We start from the raw sequence: 22,611 nt of genomic DNA, 5'->3' as shown, positions 1-22,611 counted from the left end.
ATTAAGAAATGTCGCTTTCAGTGTCTTAATTTATGAGGCCATTATAAAGAAACGATATTTCAATTTGACAGTTGTATTGAATTTTATAAAAGGTATAAAAAAGAAATGCCAATAGCAACTGGTTTTATATTGTCAGTGAAGGAGAATTTGCAATCCAAAAATGAAAATGAAAAGTACGTAATTATTCAGGGATTAGTAGATGACCAAGATAAACCAATTAAGCAAGATGATGAAAATGCTATAGGCAGAAAGATATATGCAGCCAACATTGACGAAAAAACGGTTAAATATCTTGATGGAGATGATACAAAAATATTTATAGTAGACGAGAGAGGAAGGTGTTAATGATGGTGCATATAATAGCAGGAATAATAATAGCAATAATAGCAGGTGATATACTGGTAAAGCTGATTAAGGTTACCAAACCCTGGGTTATGGATCAGGTTAAAAAGAGAATGAGTAATTCAAATATATCGAAGGTTGCATTGCTTGACATTCAGTGTTTGATTGATAATTGTGACAATAAAATATCGTTAGATGAATTAGAAGGATATTCTCATGTTATGGTGAGTGTTGATAGTGAGAATAATACTATAACAGATACGGAACTTATTCAAGATCAGAATGTGGTTCCAGATTCTGAATTGAAGGAGCTTTTAGGAGAGAGAAAGATGATAATTGTGGAGAGATAATATGAAAGCTTATATATGTTTACCGGCAGATAAATATTATGCATGTGCGAATCAGTTTGATCACATTGCAAACGTCTTTTGTGTTGAATTAAAACGTTATTATGGAGCTATACAGGTAGAAATTATAGGTCAAGTGGAAAATGATAGTATAGATGTTTGCGTAATGGATTCAGCAAAATATGAGGGGTATGATGCAGAAATTAAACAGATAATTAAGGATTTAATTAAAAATGAGATAGGGGAAAAGAATGTCAACATTAAATTGAATTATGCAATCTTTAACCCCAACTATAATCCTAAAAATGAATGTCTGATGAAACAAAATGTTCAGACTGGTAGTGCATCAAAAAACCAGGAGAATAGTGAATATGATTATGAAAAATTGTCAATGAATTATTGCGCTGATGAACCGAAATATTCCTTTGAGCAGGTTGTATTACCAGAGTATACAAGGAAACAAATTGACGAGGCAATAGGAATAATTCAAGTTGAACATAAGGTGTTCGATGAATGGGGGCTACGTTCGATTATTCCTCAAGCATCGACAGCTTTAAGTTTTTATGGACCGCCAGGTACGGGAAAATCTATGTCTGCTGAGGCTGTAGCAAAAAAACTAAATAAGAAAATATTAAAAGCCACATATGCTGACATTGAAAGTAAATATCATGGTGAGGGACCTAAGATGGTCAAAGCTATTTTTAGAGCTGCAGAGAGGGAAAATGCAATATTATTTTTGGACGAGTCGGATTCCTTACTTTCAAAACGCTTGACTAATGTTTCTGATGGTTCGGCACAGGCTATAAATTCGATGAGAAGTCAATTATTGATATGTTTAGAGAATTTTACTGGAATAGTAATATTTGCAACGAATTTGGTAGTGAATTATGATAAAGCATTCTTGTCTCGCTTAATAAATGTCGAATTCACATATCCAACAGAAGAAGAGCGTGTTGCTATATGGAATATTCACTTAAAAGGGAAAAATATACATGTTCCATTATCTCAAAATGTAGATTTAGAAAAACTTGCGAAAGAATATGAGCTATGTGGTAGAGAAATCAAAAATATAGTCAAGAGCGCATGTGTTTCGGTTGCTTTGGAACAAAGAGAAGAAGTAGATTATAACGACTTAGATCAGGCCTGCATTAATGCTATAACTGAACGTAATAAGGTATATAATGCACAGGATCATACGATGTTGCAACGTCAATCGGGAAAGTCCATTGAGCAAAATAAAACTTTGATGGATGAGATTAAAAAAAATATTGATATATCTAAAAAAAAAGACACAAAATCAATATGAATTATAATGTAAGTTATTAAATGAACGGGAGTGTCCTAAAGTTTGTGCAAACCTTCAAACTGATGTAAGACAACATTACTCAGTTTGGAGGTTTTTTATTATGGCAAGAAGAAAAAGTGATTCACCACAAAAAGCAGCAATGCGTGAAATGATGCAGGGATATCTCAAGGAGAATGATATCAGTATCAAAAGCGGAAACGATGTTAATTTCATTATGCGGGACATGATGTGAATATTCTTGCTTCGGGAAACCTTAATTCCGGAAATGTGGAAACCGGTGTTCCGGAACACGGAAACCGTCTTGATTGGCTTAATGGATATTTATCGGGTACAACTCATTTGTCAAGCCCAGAGCCGCTTTGCGGTGCGAAGCAGGCTTTACGATTGAGTTGAAACTGATAAACTAGTATTGCTCCAATCACACACTTTTCTTGGTTCCCTTATGCCGGACAGCATGGACATGGTAGCCGGAATATTCATAATGTCTGTTTTATTGGAAGGGGCTCTTGACGAAGAGCTTAATGAGGAACTTGGGTATTCCAAATATGATTACCGCAACCAAGAGACCGATAACAGCCGGAATGGGCATTCCAAGAAAACATTGCAGCGGGTGCCAAAGGAATCCGCCTCGATGTGTATGTCGAGGCGGATGAAAAACACACAGTATTTAACCTGGAAATGCAGACAACCACTGCGAGAAATCTGCCCAAACGGATGCGATATTATCAGGGAATGATCGATCTGAATATTTTGGAAAAAGGTGATGATTATAATCACTTGAAGAAAAGCTATGTCATCTTCATCTGCACCTTTGATCCGTTTGGACTGGGACGGCATATTTATACCTTTGAAAACCGCTGCAGTGAAGATACAGCATTGACATTAAACGATGGCACCGTTAAGATAATCTTAAATACAAAAGGGACTTTGGATGATGTAAGTCCTGAAATGAAACGATTGTTGGATTATGTTGACGGAAAAGGCGTATCGGATACCTTCACAAGAGATTTGGAGGAGGCGGTACAGTCCGCCCGTCAAAATGAGAAATGGAGGTTGGATTATATGACATTACAGCAGGAATATAGAGAACGCTTCCAGGAGGGTAAGGTCGAAGGCATTAAAGAAGGTAAGATTGAAGGGAAAATTGAAACCTTATATGAGGAACTTCATATGACCGTGGTTGAGATCGCAGAGAAATTAGCGATTTCGGAAGAAGAGGTGCAAAGGATCTTAGATGCCTTGTAAGTCCTGCCTATATATAATGTACCCTATAAGGTGGACACAGTAAGAAAAAGGGATTGTCCAGAATGTTAATCATCGCTAGAGAAAATAATAAATAATTGCTAGGTCTGAAATTACTGAAAGGAGCCTTAATTGTGGATACTTTAACAAAGGGAGATATTCATAAAAATAGACATTATTTTTAAAAATTATAAGACCAGAGTGTGGACACGATGAAAAGGGGGATGCCCCTATTAAGTGGACATGTGAAAAAGGAATCAAATCCTATAAAGTAGACACTGGTTAAAGGCAATAAATTAATAAAAATGGATACATGAGTATTTCTAAGAACAAGGGCATCTGATACAATAAGATCAAGATTGGAGAGGATGCAATGAAAGAATATACTGCATAAGAAATGAAACTGTTAAAAGCAAATCCATATGCGTTCAAGGTAACTAAGAATAAATTGTATTTTACAATCGAATTTAAGGAAGCTTTTGGACTGCATATTATGATAAGAAAACGAAACAGCATGAATGTATGATAGAACCATATCATGCTAGAGTGTTCCGAAACGAGCAAAAGCATAAAACGGCACAAATGAATGATTATAAAACAAAACATATTGACAATTGACATATGAAATGATATATTTATACATATACAAATAATCTAACAAGTTCTTTTGCTCTTATGTTCTAAAACGAGAAGTGTGTATATGTTGGACAGATTTACTAGCATGGATTTGTACCCTTTATAGGTGCAGATTCCTGCCATAGGCGCGGCTTTGGTATAGTAAATCAAAGGTTGTATCCTTAAGAGAGGAAGAACTTGTTGCCAACAGGGAAAGGTAGGGAACATGGGAGAGAAAGACATTGCGGAGAAGGTACTGGAGGATTACAATGACGTTTTTGCGGATATAGTGAATGTGTTATTGTTTCAGGGAGAACAGATCGTAAGGCCGGAGCAATTGGAGGATAAAACATTACGGTCTTCTTATAAGGCAGATGGTAAATTACGTGAGATAGTGAGGGATGTCGGAAAGAATTGGAATCAGGACACCATACGTATCGCCTGTTTGGGGATTGAAAATCAGACAGATTCTGATGCGGATATGCCATTGAGAGTTATTTCGTATGATGGAGCAGAATATCGCGCTCAGTTAATTAGAGATATATCTTCACAGGATGGTGGAGATGGTGATATAATATCTACCAAGAAGAGGCGTGATATAAAGCGTTATCCGGTTGTGACATTGGTGCTGTATTTTGGCTATGAGAAACCTTGGAGTTCCTCGAAGAGTCTTTTGGATCGACTAACTGTTTCAGATGCATTGAAACCATATGTGCAGGACTATCGGATCAATGTATTTGAAATCGCATATCTTACGCCGGAACAGGTAAAACTATTTCAGAGTGATTTTCGCATTGTAGCGGATTATTTTGTGCAGAAACGGTTAAATCATGAATATAAACCATCGCCACAGAAAATGAAGCATGTGCATGCAGTTTTGCAAATGATGAGCATAATGACGGGCGATCATCGATTTGAGGATGCATATAATGATGCGATACGGAAGGAGGAGTTGAATATGTGTGAGGTATTGGATAGAGTAGAGAAAAAAGGATATGATGCTGGAAGAATTGCCGGCAAAATAGATGTGTTCTATCATGAACTAGGTATGTCCGTCTCTGAGATTGCAGAGAAACTGACTATGACAGAGAGCGAAGTGCAGAAAATTCTTGATGAATCGGAATAATTCAGAAGAAAACTTTGAAAGAACACTATACTAAAATCAAATGGGTGTATGATAGAATCATGCCCTGTAAGATAAACAGTCCTTTTATGATATTTCATAATAGGACTGTTTTTTTTCCCCAATTAAGCTTCTAATCGCATGTGACAATAAAATAAATTTTTTCAACCACCATGCAGTTATAATATTTATCGAAAAAAAGGATCATTGCATTTTATTTTGCAAATTCCTGAAAAATACAAGTTGTCAACAATGTAATCAGGTAGTGATTTGACACTACCTGGATTTGAAAGGAGAATACTATGGCGATGATTACATGCCCTAATTGTGGGGAACAGATTTCTGATAAGGCAAAGAGTTGTGTTCATTGTGGGGTATCTTTGCTACCAGAGGAGAAAGTGATTTGTGAAGAATGTGGAGCAGAATTAGAAGAAGGAATAGAAATATGTCCTTCCTGTGGATGCCCGGTTACATTAAGTGAAGACAGTAGCAAAGGTGGTTTGCAGCAGGTTGAAGTGGCCGGCGTACGAATGACAAATGTAACAAAGAAGAAGATGGCAATAGCTATAGGAATTATTTTATTGATGGCTGTTGTGATTTTGGTGGCTAGTCTGATTCAGAAAAAAATTGTAGCGGACAAGGCGCAGAAAACAGAAAAAGAATATGCGGTAAACTTGCAGACAATCACGAAAACTATGCTGGATAGTGCCGATGAAGCGGAATCATGTGGGAATTTGATCAAAAGCGTATGGTATAATGCAATCTATAATAAGAATGATGCTTCAACAGATAAATACACTATGAAAGATGAGCATTTTTTTGTATCTGATTTTAATGATGCATTACATAAGCTGTTCTCAGATTTGACATTTTCATCAAGAGTGGACAAGATTTCTGAACAACAAGACACTGTAAATGCTTTGATGAAAAAATTGAAAAATCCGCCAGAAAAATATAAAGAAGCCTATGAAAAAATGTCAAAACTCTATGATTCGTACATTAAACTTACAAATATGGTTACGGATCCAAATGGTAGTTTGCAGACATATTCAGATACATTTAACGAAACAGATACAGAAGTATTAAATAACTATAAAGCCCTAGGGGTATATCTGGAAGAATAGGAGAAGACGATATGGCGTTATTAATATGTCCGGAATGTGACAGTAAGGTAAGTGATAAAGCACAGTGTTGTCCTAACTGTGGCTTTCCGGTAAAAGATATCATAGAAATAGAGTGTAAAGCTTTACAAGAGAGCAAAAGAACAAAACAGAAAAAGATATTGGAAATAGTTCTGAGTGTTATAGTGTTATGTGTAGTTGTTGTCGGTGCAATGACAGCTATAAAGCGACCAGATACCAGTGGTCTATATAATAAGATTGCGTGGGGTAGCAGTGAGACTCAGATTAAAAAAGAATATCCCAAGGGAACGGAAGGGACAGATGATGATAAAGAAAATGAGACGTATTATTTATATAATATGAAGTCTTATATGGATGGTATTGATGCACTAACACATTTTTCTTTTAAGGATGGAAAATTGTATCAGATTACTTTTATGCTATCACCACAGGATAATAGCGATATTATTGATGAGGAAGTTCCTGGTAAGGTGGAAGAGTACCTTTGTGATTTGTATGGAAAATATAAAAAGGATAATGCCATCTACAAATGGGATACGAAAAAAAGTACCATTGAGATGTTTTCATATCGAAGCTTGGTAATAGTGACATATAACGAGAAAAAAAGATGAAAACTGGGGGGAATGAGGCAATAGTGTTTTGATAGTAGATGAAAAGAAGTAGTTTAAAATATTCCAAACGGAACATTTTAAACTGCTTCTTGATGTCTTGCGGCACTACATCAAAAGTGGTAATATTATTCAATATCATATGAACGAGATAAAGAATAGAAAAATTATGAAGATGTATAGAGCTGTGGGAGGTGAACCGATGAATCGCGGACAAATAACGGGAGCGTTGCCTAAGGGTACAATATTGAAAGGACAATACGAGATTAGGCAGGTGCTTGGACGTGGTGGCTTTGGGGTTATTTATCAGGCATTTGATAAAAATCTGCAGGTTATGGTAGCTGTCAAAGAAATTTATTCGAACAACACCGAAGAACGCAAACGGGCGATCCGCGAGGCGAGGATCACAGCATCTTTATACGAATTAGATGGAATTGTTACGGCACGTGATTTTTTTTGTGAGAATGAAACGACCTATATTGTGATGGAGTATGTGCAAGGTGTCAGCGTCAAGGGATATGTGATGACGCATGGTCATATGGATGGGCAGGAAGTGCTTCGCAAAATGAAACCACTGCTGTATTCCTTACAGCAAATTCATGATAAAGGAATTTTACATCGTGACATTAGTGTGGATAATATAATGTTGACGAAAAATGGCAGACTCAAATTGATTGATTTTGGAGCAGCAAGCAATTTAAATCCTGACAATGGCAACAATCACACGATTACGATCAAGCGTGGATTTACTGCGGTTGAGCAGCATCGTGCAAGTGAAAAGCTTGGCACGTGGACGGATGTTTATTCATTGTGTGCATCTATGTATTTTATGATTACGGGCATAGTGCCACAAGATGCGATGGAACGCTGGCTGAATGATCAACTGACGCCGCTGAATGAGATATATGGGACCGGACTTACACGGGCACAGTCGGAGGCGATTATGCAGGGAATGGCAGTTGATAAAGCAGACCGGCTGAAGTCTGTCAATGCACTGTCGAAGCTTCTTTATGACGAGGTGGAGTTGGAGAACAACCTGCTTCAACAGAAAACAGGAAGAGCATATGTCTGGACGCGGATCGGGCATACAAGAACAATGAGGCGCGAGATTGCGAATGTATTTAACACTAGCCGAAAGAATAGCCGACACAATATTAGACGTATGATTTGGATCATGCCATGTGCTATTGTCGTAGTAATCGGTGCTCTGGGATTATTTCATCGTGTATATCCGATGCAGACGGGGAGTGCTCCGGATGCTGCATTCAGGCAGGTAATTAGGACGGTATCAGATCAGGAAAGGGGTGCAACAGCAATACCATCGGCAATACCATCGGCAATACCATCGGCAATGCCATCGGCATTACCAAATAAGAAGTCGGTTCCTCCTACAGGTGTGAAAAATACATCGGAATCGACGATAGCCGTAGAAGCAGATAAGGACGCAAAAGCAAGTGAAGCACCGCAGAATGGCAAGGACGCAAAAGCAAGTAAACGATCTCAGGCTGATAAGAAGGGGACGACCCAAGCATCCGCTAAACCGAGTAAGAAGTCGTCGGCGCAAGTAAGTAGGAAAGCGGCTGCACCCGCGCGTGGAAAATCGAATGCAGTGACAAACAGAAAATCGTCTGACAAGGCGGTGTCATCGAAAAAGTCTGCAAAAGAGTCTGCAAAAGAGTCAAAGACTACTACGCAAAATAAAAAAGATTCCAGTGGTTCGACAACAAAGAAGAATCGATCCCCAAAAAAATATGAGGGAAATTTGGATGAACTGTTTGAGTAAACTATTTACAGCGCTTGATGTTGTGAAAAGTGACCACAGCTATGAGAGGAGAAGGTGAATGAAACGAAGAAAAACGGCACTTGTCTTGGTCATTATTATATCTTTGATAGTGGGAAATATGCCATCATTTTCTGTTAGAGGAGCGGAGACATCGGCTTCTATGTCTGCCGTAGATTATTTGGCATTTTGTAATAAAATAATGAGTGATTTTTCACGCTATAAGGAATTAAAAAAAGTAAAAGCTATTACAATTTCGAATAAAGAGGATTTCATCGCATTCCAAGAGTTTCTGAATTCTGGTTTGGCATGGTATATGGCAGAAACCAAGACTGCCTATATTCAGACAGCAGATATTACAGTAAGTAATTATACCTTTGGATATGATAAGAAAACAGCGTTTGCGCAGGTATATGAGAACGGAGAATTGAAGGCGCAGATCGCCCCGGATCAAAAAGTATATGCCCCGGATGACTTAACGGAGGAAATGACCTTTGAGAAGTGTGGTTTGTCAGAAAAATTTGCATTTTCGTCATCGAAAGATTCCGGAGCTAGATATTTATATTCGAAATATTGTGGTAATGATCATGTAATACGTGGTGCATTGTTTTATAATGGAGCTGGGGGTCTGTTTGATTGCGGAGGCGACATGACCGGACTGACGGTAGAGAACTGCATGGCATATGGAGTGAATACAGGGAGTTATCAGTTGGGGATCTTGTTTGGCGGTGGTGCGCCATCTGTTCAAAATTGTGAAGTGAAGAATTGCATTGTGGCAAATGGAGAACATATGGGGATTTTTATCGGTAATGCGGATACAATGAGCAACTTTCGAGTAGCACAGTGCACGGCATCAAATAACAAAGTGTTTTCAAACAAAACATATAATAACCATAATACAAGCAATGCAGGGGGATTGATTGGTTATTTAAAATATTATAGAAATGATATTACCATGATTGAAAACTGTGTGTTAGAGAATAATAAAATTGAGGGAACCAATGCAGGTGGTCTGATTGGTCAACTGTATGATTCAAGAGATTATTATAGAGGTAAGACGGATAATTGTAGATTAGAGATCGCACAGTGCAGGAGCGATGCAATTGTTCAGGGGACAAAGAGCGGTGGTATCATAGGATGTATTACAAATAACGATAATTATAATCCCTCTGATCAATCTCAACAATCACAATTTCATATAGAGCAGGTAAAATGCAGCGGACAGATTATGTCTAATGAATCGGACATCAGTGAGACGCAAGTACTAGGTGGAATAGTGGGGAATATTACAGATGGTGATGGTCAGATCAAATTACGTGATATGGTATTTACCGGAAGCTTTGTTTGCCCCAATAATATAAACGATACATATATTGGCGGTGTGTGTGGACAGAATAACAGATACAGGACGATCATTGAAAATGTGGGGTGTACAACATCAATTGATTACAATGGTAACACAGGACATATTGTAGCAGGCGGCATATTGGGAAGAGGGTATTGTACCCAGCAATCCTATATAGATAGTCCGTCAACGATTGCCAAAAAATATCCCTTTGTTAATTGTTTGAGTGTAATGAATGTGCCAAAGAAAAATGATATAGATGATGAATCAAAAATACAAATCGGAACATTAGCAGGTGCACAAAAGTTAAACGCATGGAAACATTGTTATGCATACACAGAGAATGGTGCGTTGCCGCTGATCGCTGAAGTGGGTGAAGGGGAGATGTCAGGCTGTTATTTGCTAACAAAGGAACAGCTGGAGGGGAAAGAAAGTCAAGATCCAATATCAAGTGAAGAGGGAACGTATGCCAATACAACAGCTGTATGTACTGCATTAAATAATTATATTGAGAAATGTGATACTTCTGATGAAATACATGCCAAATGGTATCAAGGAAAAGAGCAATATCCAACATTGCAGCTTATGGAGGACACAGAAGCTTTAGGTTATAAAAAAGGAAGAATAAAAGAAGTAACGGTTAAAGATTTTTTGGATAATACAGCATCGCCTACTCCGAAGGTGACGCCAAAAGTAACACAAAGACCCAAGGTTTCAACCAAGCCGAAGTCAAAATATTATCCGGCGCCGAAAGTAAAGGTTGTACCTAAGCGAACCAAGTCAGGGCAGCGTTATTTACGGGTGTCTTTACGGCGGCAGCAAAACTGTTATATCCAATTTTATGGAAAAACCAAAAAGGGATACGTGTTGTTAAAACTAAAAAATAATCACCTTACCAAAAGACACCGTAAGGTTGATATTAAATACAGCCGTAAGATAAAGAAAATAACATATAAAGTTCGCATCTACAAGAAAGTAAATGGACGGCGAAAATATAGTAAATTTACAAAGGCAAAAACATTACGCCTGAAATAGGATAGGAGAAAAATGGAAATAGAATATTACGAGCAGCTTTATCGACAGTTGATAGAGCATTTTTACCAACAATTTGATTATTTTATAACGAAAGAGTGGGGAGGGATTGCTGATCAAAATGAAATGAATGATGCAGTTCGACAAAAGGCATATGATACCTTTTACGCTAAGGTTAAGAAGGCCCGCATTGCCAATCGTCAAACGATCCGTAAATGGTTTGGGATGGGCGGACAGATTATGCCGAACAGGCAGCAGATTTTTAAGATAGCGTTGGCAGTAGGTTTATCAAGGGATGATACCAACCGATATTTGCAATATGGCATTTCGGAAACTGCTTTTCAGGAAAATGATTATCGAGAGTTTATTGTCATGTATTGTCTTGATCATGGAATCGGGCTGCAAAAGTGTGAAGAGATGATATCTTTTTATGAGAGTAAGTGTCATAACAGGGGGCAGTGGGAACAGAATACACACACAGATTGGCTGCGCAGACAATACGAGATTGTCAAACTGTATAAGGAACAGGATTTTCTCTTGTGGATGTACAAACATCAGAAGTATTTCAAAGGATATAGCTTGACGGTGTTGCATTGCTATCAGGAATTAATGACAAAATGTTTGCGGATTTTTCGTGAAAATATGCGACAATCACTTGTTGTATTATTAAAAGAAGTCGGATTTTTTAGCTGGGTTGCTAAGAAGCAGGGTGAACAAAAATACGACGAGAATGATATCGAGAGATTTGTGAAAAACCGACTTCGTTCGAGCAGTCATGCATTGGATTCGAATAAAGCAAAAGAAATTCGTAATTTGGTATCCATCGTCTATGCTTCCCATGATCGAATCTGTGATCTGATACAGGGAGTATATACGAAAATGCCTGCATGGCGGCAAGGTGGGACGCAGCGCCGGGTGTATCACACATTGCGAAATCATATGCAGCGAATTGATGAAAAATATCTATCAGAGCTTTTGAATATGGCACTGCATAAAGAGAGGCAAATGCGTTTGCAAATGCTTTTGGCGCAGGAAGACAATGAACAAAAGCGCAATGAACTGCAGAAACAATTGCGCAAAAATAAAGGAAGGCTGCATATGATCCAACGATCGGATCTGCTGATCCTGGCACAATATATCATATATGCTAAGTACGAGAATAATAGTTATGTAAGTTGTGATTATAGACCGGCTAGAGAGGAATTTCGGGTTTATGCAGATAGTATCATGGAGTTGTGTGGTATGCGCAAATTGGATGATAGCTATATGTTAGATTATGTGATGTTATCCTGCTTTTCAGAAGAGGAAATATATTTGTTTTCTGAAATCATCGAAGGGGTAGAGTAAAATTTCATATAGAGAAATAAGTACAATAAAGGATGCGCCAAAATAATAAAAAAATTCAGCCTCTGCGTTGTTATAATGCTTTTGTAATAGTAAAACAACGCAAAGGAGAGATGAAAATGGCTTTGATGAATTGTCCGGAATGTAACAGGGAAATATCAGACACAGTAGAACAATGTCCTCATTGTGGATATCAGTTGAAGAAAGGATATGCAGAAGAGGATTCTAAGACAACTGGGAGAAAATTTGAGGTGTTTAGACGTAATCGGAAGAAAATTATTATAGTAATTATTGCGCTCCTGTTTATTTGTGCAGGAAGTATAATATATTGTTATTATAATGCACCTGTACGTAAAATTACAGGTTATTTATCGGTTGGCAAGGTTACAGAAGCGCAAAGGATATATGATCAAAAAATTAAAACAGATAGTGATGCTGCATATCAATTGGAAGATAGTTTAGATGATCTTTTCAAGAAAATGGAAATGAATTATGGAGAGGGAAAACTTACTTACGATGAATACTGTGAGGTAAAAAAGTTTATTAGTAAGTATTATCAAAATTATGAAGTTGACAAGCTTGATTCCAGTATGAATCAATTAAAAAATTCTAAAGCAAGTTTTGAAAGGGCAAGACAGGAGGAAAAAAACAAAAAATATTCTAATGCTATTTTTTTGTATAATAAAATAGTGAAAAGCGATAAAGTTAATTATCGTGAGGCACAGAAACATTTAAAGGATTGCCAAGATAAGTACAAAACAGAGATAGACAAAAAAATTGAAAAACTAATGAAGGATTCCCAACCTTCGTATGATTCTATCGAAAAAGAATTTACCAAAAACAACTTTTTAAATGATGATAAAAAAATGACTGCGAAATACAGAAAATTAAAAATAAAAGTTCGAGATTATCAAATATCGCAGGCTAAAAATTATCAGAAACAAAATAAATATCAAGAGGCTATTGCCGCATTAGAAAAGATTCATAAGGATAACATTTATGATAGTGAGGTAAAAGAATGCAAAACATCGGTAGAAAAAGCAGCAGTAAATTGGGCGACTACTGAAGCTGCAAAGTATGCGAACAATAAGAAATACGGGAAAGCTATTGATGTATTAAAGTCATATCAAAAATATGATACGACAAATATGGTCGCTGACAAATTAAAACTCTATGAAGGAAGAGCCAAGAAAGCTGTTATTAAAGAATTTAAGCGGTTAAAATCAAAAATGACGATAAAATATGATTCAGTAGATCGCGAGTATACCGTAGTTGCTAAGGGGCGAGAAACGGGATACATAAATTTATCCAATAGTATTAACTTAGAAGCTCGGGCGCAAGTTAGTAAAAGAGATAAAGATACTACATTTCAATTAATAGCAGGCTTTCAACAGGAGGATTGGATTTTTACAGAGCAAGTGGCATTTGCAGTAGGAAATTATCGTGAAACATATATAATTGATTATAATGATAGATATACACAAATAATGAATGGCGGTATATGCGAGTGGATGTATTTGAATGATTTGGAATATGGAGATTTATTTGATCCAATAGACAAATTAGTTTCTAAAATTACGACATCTAAAAAAACAACAATCCGTTTCGGTGCAAAAGGAAACGGAACGAGAACGCACATATTGAGCACTTCCGAGAAAAGTAATGTGCGTAATATGTATAAGTTTTGTGTATTATTAAATCGTTATAAATATTTATATAAATACTTATGATTATGACATATTAAATTTATGTTATTGTGATCAATATCTAAATTAGCGAGAGATTGTTGCGTAGTATGTGGAGATATAAACAGTCCTTTTATGGTACTTCATAATAGGGCTGTTTGTTATTTGTTGCCTTATTATTCCGGATATTCCGGATAATGTAGCTATGAGGGTTGAGAAATGTTGAATATTTCTGTATAATGGATTTAAAATATGTACGTTATGTCGATCTCGTAAATTAGGAAACATGAATATCGTGCAATGCCTAGTGATTATTTCATTAACAAAGGAGAGGTGGGTAATATGAAGAAGAATACTAAGCAAACAAAAGATGACAAAATGAAAAAGCCAAAGCAGCATCCAAAGCAAAAGGGATTTCGAATGGGACTGCGAGCAAAGATATTGGGGATATCGTTGCCAATTACCATCATTATGGTTATTGCAATGATTGCCATTGCTTACAGTGTTTCGGAGAAAGACATCATGAAATCTTCACAGAGCTTGCTGCGAACATCAGCAAAAGATCAAGGAAATCAGATCGAGGCGTGGTTGAATCGTAAACTGGACGAAGTTAAAACAGTAAAGTACGACTTAGAACATTCCGGTGCAGTGAAGGATCAAAAGTTGTTACAGAAGAAATTAAACGATTATTATGCGTTGGATGATTCTTTTGTCGGTGGTTTTTATGTGACGGACACAGCAGGAACTGTCATGAAAGCTGATGACAATACGACACAGATCAATAATGCAAAAGATCAGATATGGTATCAAAAAGGGCTAACCAGAATGAATCCGGGTTATACGCCTGTTTTTGAAGATGCTGAGAATCATATGATGATCAGTGCATGTGGCATGTTGGACGATGCAACGAACATTCGTATATTGTCAACAAACTTGTCTCTTGATTCGGTGAATATTATTGTTAATTCCAGTGTATCTATGCAAGGGGCTGAGTCGTTGCTTGTAGACAAAAGTACAGGCGATATTCTTGCATCGCGTGAATCAGAATTGATCGCAACATCTATAAAAGATACATCCAATGGTTTTCTTAAAAATGTTGCAGATAAAATTAACAAAGACGACGAGTCGGTGACAACAATACGTGATAAAGTAGTTGTTACGCGCGAAATTGCAGGAACAGATTGGGTCCTTGTTTCCTATGTGCCAACCAGTTTAATTACTTCTGAAGTAGATAATTTGAGAACGATATTGATTGGAGTTGCAATTATTGGTCTGCTGGTATTTACGCTGCTTAATACAATAGGCGTGTCACTTACGGTGAAACCATTGCGAATACTTAGTCACAAGATCAAGGCGATGTCAAATGGTGATTTTACAATACAGATCGAAGTGAAAGGCACTGACGAGATTGCTCAGATTCAACAGAGTGTAAAGATATTTACAGAATATATGCGTGAAATGATCTGTAAAATTAATGCTGTATCAGATAGTATTAGAAACCAAGCTGATAGCAGCAGTGTTGTGTCAGTGAGTATGCAGGACGCTTCGAATGCGCAAGCAGCTTCTATGGCGGCTTTGAGTGAGACTGTTGAGCAGATTTCGGAGTCGATCAATGAAATCGCCGAGAGCGCAACAGATCTTAGCGGTGTTGTTTCTGATGTGTCTCGGGATAGCGAACAGGTGAAATCGCAGATCGATAGTACTGTCGGCATTGCACGTAAAGGTCGGAGTGATATGGAGTTGGTAGGTACTGCTATGGACGAGATACGTGATTCTATGTCGTTACTGGTAGATGCTATTCGTAAAGTGGGGGAAGCTTCCAAAGAGATTACAGGAATTACAAGCTTGATCGCAAATATTTCAGAAGAAACCTCGCTGTTGTCGTTAAATGCTTCTATTGAGGCTGCGAGAGCCGGAGAGGCTGGAAAGGGATTCTCTGTGGTAGCCACAGAGATCAGCAAACTTGCACAAAACACAGCCTCCTCCGTGGAAGAGATCTCACAGTTGATCAGTCAGGTGGATGGCCTTGTGGATGATGCTGTAAATCAAGCGAATGTCAGCGTACAAAATATTGGTGAGAGTGGTGGCCGTATACGTGTGGCACAAGAGACATTTGAGCAGATTTATACATGTATTGAGGATATGAAAAATGGTATCAATAATATGATCACACAGATTGCTGCTGTAAATAATGTTGCTATGGACGTATCAGCAATTTCAGAGGAGCAGGCTGCTTCGACTACCGTGATCAGTGAAACTTCGGATGCTATGGTTGATCAGGCTAACAATTTAGCAGGCCAGAGTGAACAGGTGGCAGACAGCTCGAAGGTTTTGACGAACACTTCAGAGCAGCTTGCAGAGCAGATGGGTAGATTTCAGATATAAGGAACGTTGTTTGGATACTATACTAGGTGATAAGTATAAACAAAAATGCAAATAAGTTTTTAGGGTAAGCATGACGGCACTGGTGTGGTGCTGTATGCGGAAATGGAGAGGATTATGACAAAAAAAATAGTATTATATTGTTTGGCTGTCATGTGCTGTGTATTGACAGTCGGCTGTTCGGGGAAAAAAGAAGATGGTCAGGGCTCCGGCAAAGACCTTAAGATCATGTTCACTGTATCTGATGGTTCTGACACATTTCGTGCCACACTCGCAGAGGCAGCCAAAAATGCAGCGGAAGAAGCCGGTTATACAATAGATATTCAGGATGCAGCGGGTTCTTCGGAGACACAGATGAACCAGATTAAGAATGCAAAGGACGCGGATGTGATCATATGTGCGTTGTGTGATGCCGGAACGGCACAGCAAATGGAGGCATTGGCGGGAGACAAACCGATTGTATTTATTAACAGTTGTCCGGAAGAAGAATACCTGCAAAAAAATAAATATGTCTATGTTGGATCTGACGAAGCGGTGGCCGGTAATCTTCAGGCAGAATATGTCCTTAATAAATATGCGTCCAAGGACTCCTTAAATATCGCACTTCTCAAGGGAGAGAGTACGCATTCAGCGACAAAGGGACGTACCAAAGCGAATAAAGCAACATTAGAGGCATCCGGTAAAACCATACATTATGTATATGAGGATTATGCGGATTGGAGTACTGAAACCGCAGCCAAAATGTTTCATCAGTTTTTACAGACCGGACAGCCGGTTGATGCCGTTATATGTAACAATGATTCGATGGCAGTAGGTGTTGCACAGGAAGTCCAGAAAGCTAAAATAGATACAAACACATTACCTATTCTTGGTGTCGATGCAACAACTGATGGATTAGACTTGATTTCGCAGGGTGCCATGGCATGTACAATTTTTCAGCCGGCGAAAGGGCAGGGAGAAGCAGCGGTCAAAGCAGCAGAAAAACTTGCTTCCGGACAATCTGTCGAGTCGCTTGATGGAGCGGAACATAATGGCCTGTTTGTGTGGGTGCCATTTGAACAGGTTACGGCAGAGAATTTATCGCAATATCAGTAACTCAAACGTTATGTCACGTTACTTATTCAAACGTTGCACGTTAAGATTATTGTGTCGTCACATACATTTTACATAAATTATACAGTTGTGTGCTCGTAGATTTTACGCACCTTGGTTACAATATTTGCAAACATATAAAGAAATGCAAATGATTGATAACAAGGGGATGAGATTATGAGTATGAGTACGGTATTATTGATATTTGGTGTTGTTATGGCAGCCATTGTGTCTATGCAGTGTGATCCGAATAATCCATTTACATTGCATAGACGCAGTACGAAAGATCTTGTGGAGGAGGTATTGGCAGATCCGATCCTGATCGTATTACATGCGTACCACACCTCAGATGAGCAGTTGAAGTTAGGATATGGACAGCTCTGCGAACAGCTTGGCAGTTTACGCGAATTAAATCGCCGCAAAGATGTTTGTCATTGTATTCATCTTGTGATGAGGGAACTGCGGGAGCGGTGTAAGGATGTGCAGACAAAGCAGGAAGTATTAGAAATGCAGTATCGCCAGACGATTGGCGAACTGCTATTGGAAGTCCTAGCTGATTGATCATGAGCAATATGAAATATATTTGAGTTACAATATAAACACATTCAGAAATATAAAAAAAAGCTCAGAAGAATTTCTTCTGAGCTTTTACAGTTAACAGGGGTGCCAGGAATCGAACCCGGCTCTGGAGTTTTGGAGACTCTTATTCTACCGATGAACTACACCCCTAAATGCAATGTGTCACTCGCAAGCGACTATAATAGTATACAAAATTCATCGGAGTTTGTCAATAGTTTTTTGAGAAAATCTACGCATATCTCAGCAAAAACTCAGCAAAGACAATATGCAAAATTTATGCAGAGTTTATGGTGAATAATTATTCATCCTCTTCCTCTGGTTGTTCTATGATCTGACGGAAATAAGCTAGTTTTTTGTCTGCCTCACGCTGCTTCATCCAAGCTTTTACATCTTTTGCAGGGAATAGCTTGCGCAGCAACTGATATGGATACCAAATGATTTTCATTCGTGTGACAGCATCGTAATGCATTTTGATATTTTCGCTGCGATCCTTTAACACAATGATACGCATTGCCTGGCGATGCATGCGGTTGCGTAGATTGCCGATCTTGCGGTGCAGGAAAAAAGTTTCGTTTGCCTTATTCTGTCGTTCGCGGTTCATCTGGTAAACCGTATAGTCCTTGGTGATACGCAGCAATGTATCAAAGTAAAAACTGTCAACTAACGTGTACTCAGTGCCGTTTTTGATTTCTTTGGAAAGCGGTTTGGTGTGACAATCGGAGTAAGCACTGCCGATCCCGTAATCGTGTGCGAGTACGCAGGTAGCGTAAACGCGGACGGTTTCGTTGTAGGCAGTGAGATATTTCTGCTTAAAGTTACATTCTAAGTCGTAAGAATAGGTGAGCTGATTTTTCTGCATCAGAATCTCACGCATTGCGATTGTCATGGCATCGTCTTGATCGATATGAGCCATAAAGACATCGAAGATCTCCTGCATAACAGGATGACCGGCAACAGCTGCGTATATGCGCTCTGTGATAGAAGTATCGTTTTGAAAACCAAACAGAGCTTGTGTGCGTAGTAATAACGGTGTGATATATTTGATGCCGCGTACCTGCTTGGAAAGAGCGATGCCGCCTTCTTCCATTAATTTTTTACATTTGAAATATTGTCCAACGACATGATAGCGTCCTTCGTTATACGCTTTTCGAATGGCAGGATGCTCATCGATATTACAGTTTTCTTCATCTAAACAAGTAATCTCTGCATCAAATTCGACCAAAGTGCCGACCAAAGTATCAAGGTTATTCTGCTCTTGTTCGGTCAATGTGGTTTTTCCAAAGTGATCGTAGTATATGTGTTTTGGAATTGCCTGAAAGGCATTGTAATAATAATCCAAGCGTACTTTTAGTCGTGGGTGCTCTTCAAAGTTTGTGTTGGAAAGGATAAAATCTTTGTTTTCCATCAGAAGATCTACATATCGGTCCGCAAAAGCCGGACGGCGTGTGCACATATACAAAGTAAGGCTTGCCGTGAATGGGGCAACCTCAGAGGCTGCTTCCGGATTGGCATTTTGTACGATAAAACGGATAGCATCCAGACTACCGAGAATCTGCTTGTTGGATGTGCTGGAGACGATAGAAGTATCATGACGCAAATAGTGGTAATAAGGCGTAGATACATAACTGATCTTCTTCGCATAAGACATAACGACCGGAAGCCACGCCACATCTTCAAACCAGTGTGCCGGGAAGGCAAATTGTTTGACAAATGCAGTACGGTATAATTTAGAACAAGTTGTTACGGTGTAATCAGATTGTCTTAGAAAATCTGTTCCGGTGTATACTTTATCCATATCGAAATCATAAGTTCCTTCAATCGTCACTTCCTGATACAGTCCATGACGAAAATACGGACAAAAGATAATGTCGCTTTCCAGTACAAAGGCAGACTCATATAGATCCGTCAACATTTCCGGATCTACAATATCATCCGAATCGACGAACATCAAATAGTCGCCCTTTGCTTTGGATATACCGAAGTTTCTGGCGAGCCCGGGACCGCCGTTTTCTTTGCGGTAATAACAGATCTGTTCAGAATGCGCATCGGCGTATTTTTGTGCAATGGCAGGACTGCCATCGGTCGAACCGTCATCAACTAAGATGACTTCAAAACTCTCAAATGTCTGCGCTAATATCGAATCCAGACAGTCAGCTAAATATGCTTCGACATTATACACCGGTATAATAATTGAAATGTTTGGTTTCATCTTCACTTCCCCCTCGTGATTACTGTCAAGTTGCTCCTCATGCCTCTAAACTTTTTGCAAATGCGTCCGTCAAAAACTTTGCGGATTTTTCGCGTTCTGCCTGTAGGTGTTTGTAAACATCATCGTAGTCGATTTCGGTTACGGCAGGCATTTCTTGATCGTTTTGCAAAAATCGGTCATCTAGGTGCAGCAAATGCAAAATACTGGTCACGCGGGAATCTTTCGTTCCACGTGCATAGGTATAAAAGCTTTTCTTATTGATAAGAGAAAAGCAGACCCCATGAAAAGCATTTGTTAATATAAAATCTGCATGCATGAAATATCCTAAAAATTCTTCAATACCAATGGATAATTTCACTTTGTTACGGAAAATATTTGTATAAAAAACGCTGATCTCAATGACTTCCAAACCGCGTTCTTTGGCAATTTTATGTGCATCCTCTAACATCTTTCGATTGTTTTTGAGGCAGTTATACACTAACAGATAATGTTTTTCTTTTGGTTTTACAGCGATCTTTGCATAGTCCTCAGCATCTAATAACAGGGTAGGATCTAACACATTTACGACCGGTTTATCCGTATATTCCTGCGTAAACTCGGTTCCCTGAATCTCACGTACCGAAATGGAATCAAAATTTTTAAGCAGTTCGCGGAAACGCGCCTGTCTCTTTTCTGAAAAGTTTGTATAACCGATGCAGGCGGCATAAGATATCTTATTTTTGCCTCGCATAGATGGGAGATTGCAGAAAAAGCCATTATCAAAGCCCTGTGTGCTGTGTGGACTCCAGATGACATCGCTTTCGCATACGATCGTATCAAAGTCGAACAATGCCTTGCTAAGCAGTGCCTCGTCATATTGACAATTGGTCATGCGGTACTGCGTATCAAAAAAGTTCATAAATTTTTTGTATCTGGTCAGATTCGGAAAGAAATATCCAAGCCAAAAAAAGAATCGTTTTACTTTCTCCTTAGGCTGTTCAGAAAGAAACGGATATTTCATATTGTAAGTTTTCATGAAACGGGGAAGGTAGTCGATGATGACGTTATCGATCCCCTGTTTATCCAAATACTGCTGAAATGCATAGGAATGCAATGCAGCACCGAAATTCAAGTGTTTTGAATATTTATTAATACTGATAATTCCAACTTTCATAGTTATCCTCATTTCTGGCATTCCTGCAGAATGCGTTTGGAAATTGTTTCGGTTGCGTTTCCGTTGTCAAAGCTGCCAAGATCGGTGTGATGTTTGTGAACATCTTTGAGATACTGTTCCTCGTCAAAGTGAGCAATATTGTCGACCAATGCGGCATTGTTTTTAGCAAGTGGGAATGGCCAGTCGCGCACATCCACGTAAAAGCCTTGTGTCTCTAAATATTCGTCCAAATCTGTGGTATACAGGAAACATGGACGTTTTAACAGGGAATAATCCCATACACTCGAAGAGTAGTCTGTGATCAAAATATCTGCGGCAAGAAGGAGATCCTGCATATCGCCATAATCTGTGACATCGATAATGTGCTGCCCCTTTGTGTCTGCCGGAAGACGTTTCTTAATAAAGTAATGCATGCGGTACAAGATAGTCCATTCTCCGCCAAAACGTTCTTTGGCAGCTTCTACGATACCGCGTACATCCAAATTGTAATCCGTTGCCTCGTTGCGTTTGCCCTTGCGGTAAGTAGGGGCATAGAGGATGATCTTATTATCAGCAGGAATATTGTAATATTTACGAATATATGCTGCCGTTTTGTTGTCGTGATTATTGACCAGTTCATCATTACGCGGCATTCCGCATTCCAAACATTCACCCTTGTGAGCAAATGCACCACGGACAACATATTTGGTATAGTATTTACAACTGGAAACTAAAATATCCGTATGGGAAGCACTGAGCTCTTGGATCTTCTGATCCGACGTGCGGATGCTTGGATTGTCCAATAACAGTTTTTTATATGCACCGCCACCGTGTCCGGTTCCAATTGTTGTCTGTTTCTTGCGGAACGGGATCATGGCTGGTATACGCATATTGTATACGAATACGCGGGAAGACAGTGCGTAACGGTAGAATGAAAAGGTACCGTATTCCACAGTCTTCGATACGCCCCAGTCGGCAAGCCAGCGGAAGTTGTCCGCCCCTTTAAATGCCCAGATGATCTCTACATCGTCCGGATAATTTTTTGCCAGATATTCGGAGATGCGGCGAGGATTGCAGGCGTATTTGCCGGCTTCAAAACTCATAAACATAACCCGGTTTTTCTTGATCGGGAAAATATAAAAGACGCGCAGAACGATCAGGTAAATGCGGTCCTTAATATATTCTTTGATACGTGCGATGGAGCGGAAGTCAGCGCCATAGCGTGAATATTTACGGTATTTTAATAATTTCTGATACTGTCTGTAATGACGGTACCGCTTTAATAATTGAATCAAGCGATGCATAA

Annotated in this window: 18 protein-coding genes, 1 tRNA gene and 1 pseudogene; 16 read left to right on the top strand and 4 right to left on the bottom strand. The window is 38.7% G+C overall.

Going from position 1 to position 22,611, the window contains the following annotated elements; translation table 11 throughout:
- The first annotated feature begins 105 nt into the window (after positions 1-105).
- From DXB73_RS09745 to DXB73_RS09670, 16 genes and pseudogenes are all read left to right on the top strand, one after another.
- Positions 106-345 carry a hypothetical protein gene (locus tag DXB73_RS09745; protein ID WP_118690981.1) on the top strand — a complete coding sequence of 80 codons (240 nt, stop codon included), beginning with the start codon at positions 106-108 and terminating at the stop codon, positions 343-345.
- On the top strand, positions 345-692 hold the full coding sequence (locus DXB73_RS09740; RefSeq protein ID WP_118690980.1) for a hypothetical protein: 348 nt from the start codon (positions 345-347) through the stop codon (positions 690-692). The genes DXB73_RS09745 and DXB73_RS09740 overlap by 1 nt, the downstream gene beginning before the upstream one ends.
- 1 nt (position 693) lies before the next feature.
- Positions 694-1,995 carry an ATP-binding protein gene (locus DXB73_RS09735; RefSeq protein ID WP_118690979.1) on the top strand — a complete coding sequence of 434 codons (1,302 nt, stop codon included), beginning with the start codon at positions 694-696 and terminating at the stop codon, positions 1,993-1,995.
- A gap of 100 nt (positions 1,996-2,095) precedes the next feature.
- The gene (locus DXB73_RS15085) at positions 2,096-2,227 is read left to right on the top strand and encodes a hypothetical protein (protein WP_279221305.1); all 132 of its coding nucleotides are present in this window, start codon (positions 2,096-2,098) and stop codon (positions 2,225-2,227) included.
- A 177-nt stretch (positions 2,228-2,404) separates the two neighbouring features.
- A pseudogene (locus DXB73_RS14890) lies at positions 2,405-2,602 on the top strand (transposase); the annotation flags it as partial.
- On the top strand, positions 2,596-3,240 hold the full coding sequence (locus tag DXB73_RS09720) for an Rpn family recombination-promoting nuclease/putative transposase (RefSeq protein WP_118690978.1): 645 nt from the start codon (positions 2,596-2,598) through the stop codon (positions 3,238-3,240). The pseudogene DXB73_RS14890 and the gene DXB73_RS09720, both read left to right, overlap by 7 nt.
- 838 nt (positions 3,241-4,078) lie before the next feature.
- Positions 4,079-4,978: an Rpn family recombination-promoting nuclease/putative transposase gene (locus DXB73_RS09715; RefSeq protein ID WP_118690977.1), complete on the top strand. Its 900-nt coding sequence runs from the start codon at positions 4,079-4,081 to the stop codon at positions 4,976-4,978.
- Positions 4,979-5,277: 299 nt separating this feature from the next.
- Positions 5,278-6,099, top strand: a complete 822-nt coding sequence (locus DXB73_RS09710; RefSeq protein WP_118690976.1) for a zinc-ribbon domain-containing protein — start codon at positions 5,278-5,280, stop codon at positions 6,097-6,099.
- A gap of 11 nt (positions 6,100-6,110) precedes the next feature.
- On the top strand, positions 6,111-6,728 hold the full coding sequence (locus tag DXB73_RS14885; RefSeq protein ID WP_243104018.1) for a zinc ribbon domain-containing protein: 618 nt from the start codon (positions 6,111-6,113) through the stop codon (positions 6,726-6,728).
- 199 nt (positions 6,729-6,927) lie between these two features.
- Complete coding sequence (locus DXB73_RS09700) at positions 6,928-8,508, top strand: protein kinase (protein WP_182448295.1); 1,581 nt, start codon at positions 6,928-6,930, stop codon at positions 8,506-8,508.
- Positions 8,509-8,566: 58 nt separating this feature from the next.
- A complete protein-coding gene (locus tag DXB73_RS09695) occupies positions 8,567-10,885 on the top strand; it encodes a hypothetical protein (protein ID WP_118690974.1) in 2,319 nt (772 codons plus the stop codon).
- Positions 10,886-10,897: 12 nt separating this feature from the next.
- Positions 10,898-12,229 (top strand): hypothetical protein, encoded by a 1,332-nt coding sequence (locus tag DXB73_RS09690; protein WP_118690973.1) that lies wholly within the window; start codon positions 10,898-10,900, stop codon positions 12,227-12,229.
- A 116-nt stretch (positions 12,230-12,345) separates the two neighbouring features.
- A complete protein-coding gene (locus DXB73_RS09685) occupies positions 12,346-13,956 on the top strand; it encodes a zinc-ribbon domain-containing protein (protein WP_118690972.1) in 1,611 nt (536 codons plus the stop codon).
- 297 nt (positions 13,957-14,253) lie between these two features.
- Positions 14,254-16,296 (top strand): methyl-accepting chemotaxis protein, encoded by a 2,043-nt coding sequence (locus DXB73_RS09680; protein WP_182448294.1) that lies wholly within the window; start codon positions 14,254-14,256, stop codon positions 16,294-16,296.
- A gap of 114 nt (positions 16,297-16,410) precedes the next feature.
- Positions 16,411-17,388: a substrate-binding domain-containing protein gene (locus DXB73_RS09675; RefSeq protein WP_118690970.1), complete on the top strand. Its 978-nt coding sequence runs from the start codon at positions 16,411-16,413 to the stop codon at positions 17,386-17,388.
- Positions 17,389-17,568: 180 nt separating this feature from the next.
- Entirely contained in the window at positions 17,569-17,946 is a 378-nt protein-coding gene (locus tag DXB73_RS09670; protein ID WP_182448509.1) for a hypothetical protein, read from the top strand.
- Positions 17,947-18,043: 97 nt separating this feature from the next.
- Here DXB73_RS09670 and DXB73_RS09665 read toward each other — a convergent pair.
- From DXB73_RS09665 to DXB73_RS09650, 4 genes are all read right to left on the bottom strand, one after another.
- Positions 18,044-18,114: transfer RNA gene (locus DXB73_RS09665), tRNA-Trp, on the bottom strand.
- A 148-nt stretch (positions 18,115-18,262) separates the two neighbouring features.
- Positions 18,263-20,173 carry a glycosyltransferase gene (locus DXB73_RS09660; protein ID WP_118690968.1) on the bottom strand — a complete coding sequence of 637 codons (1,911 nt, stop codon included), beginning with the start codon at positions 20,171-20,173 and terminating at the stop codon, positions 18,263-18,265.
- 37 nt (positions 20,174-20,210) lie between these two features.
- Positions 20,211-21,326 (bottom strand): polysaccharide pyruvyl transferase family protein, encoded by a 1,116-nt coding sequence (locus DXB73_RS09655; protein ID WP_182448293.1) that lies wholly within the window; start codon positions 21,324-21,326, stop codon positions 20,211-20,213.
- 8 nt (positions 21,327-21,334) lie between these two features.
- The gene (locus tag DXB73_RS09650; RefSeq protein WP_182448292.1) at positions 21,335-22,609 is read right to left on the bottom strand and encodes a CDP-glycerol glycerophosphotransferase family protein; all 1,275 of its coding nucleotides are present in this window, start codon (positions 22,607-22,609) and stop codon (positions 21,335-21,337) included.
- Between the last annotated feature and the right edge of the window lie 2 nt (positions 22,610-22,611).

Origin of the sequence: Clostridium sp. OM05-6BH, from assembly GCF_003481635.1 — a bacterium.
Lineage (GTDB): Bacteria > Bacillota > Clostridia > Lachnospirales > Lachnospiraceae > Butyribacter.
This window is presented reverse-complemented; position numbering and strand designations above follow the sequence as displayed.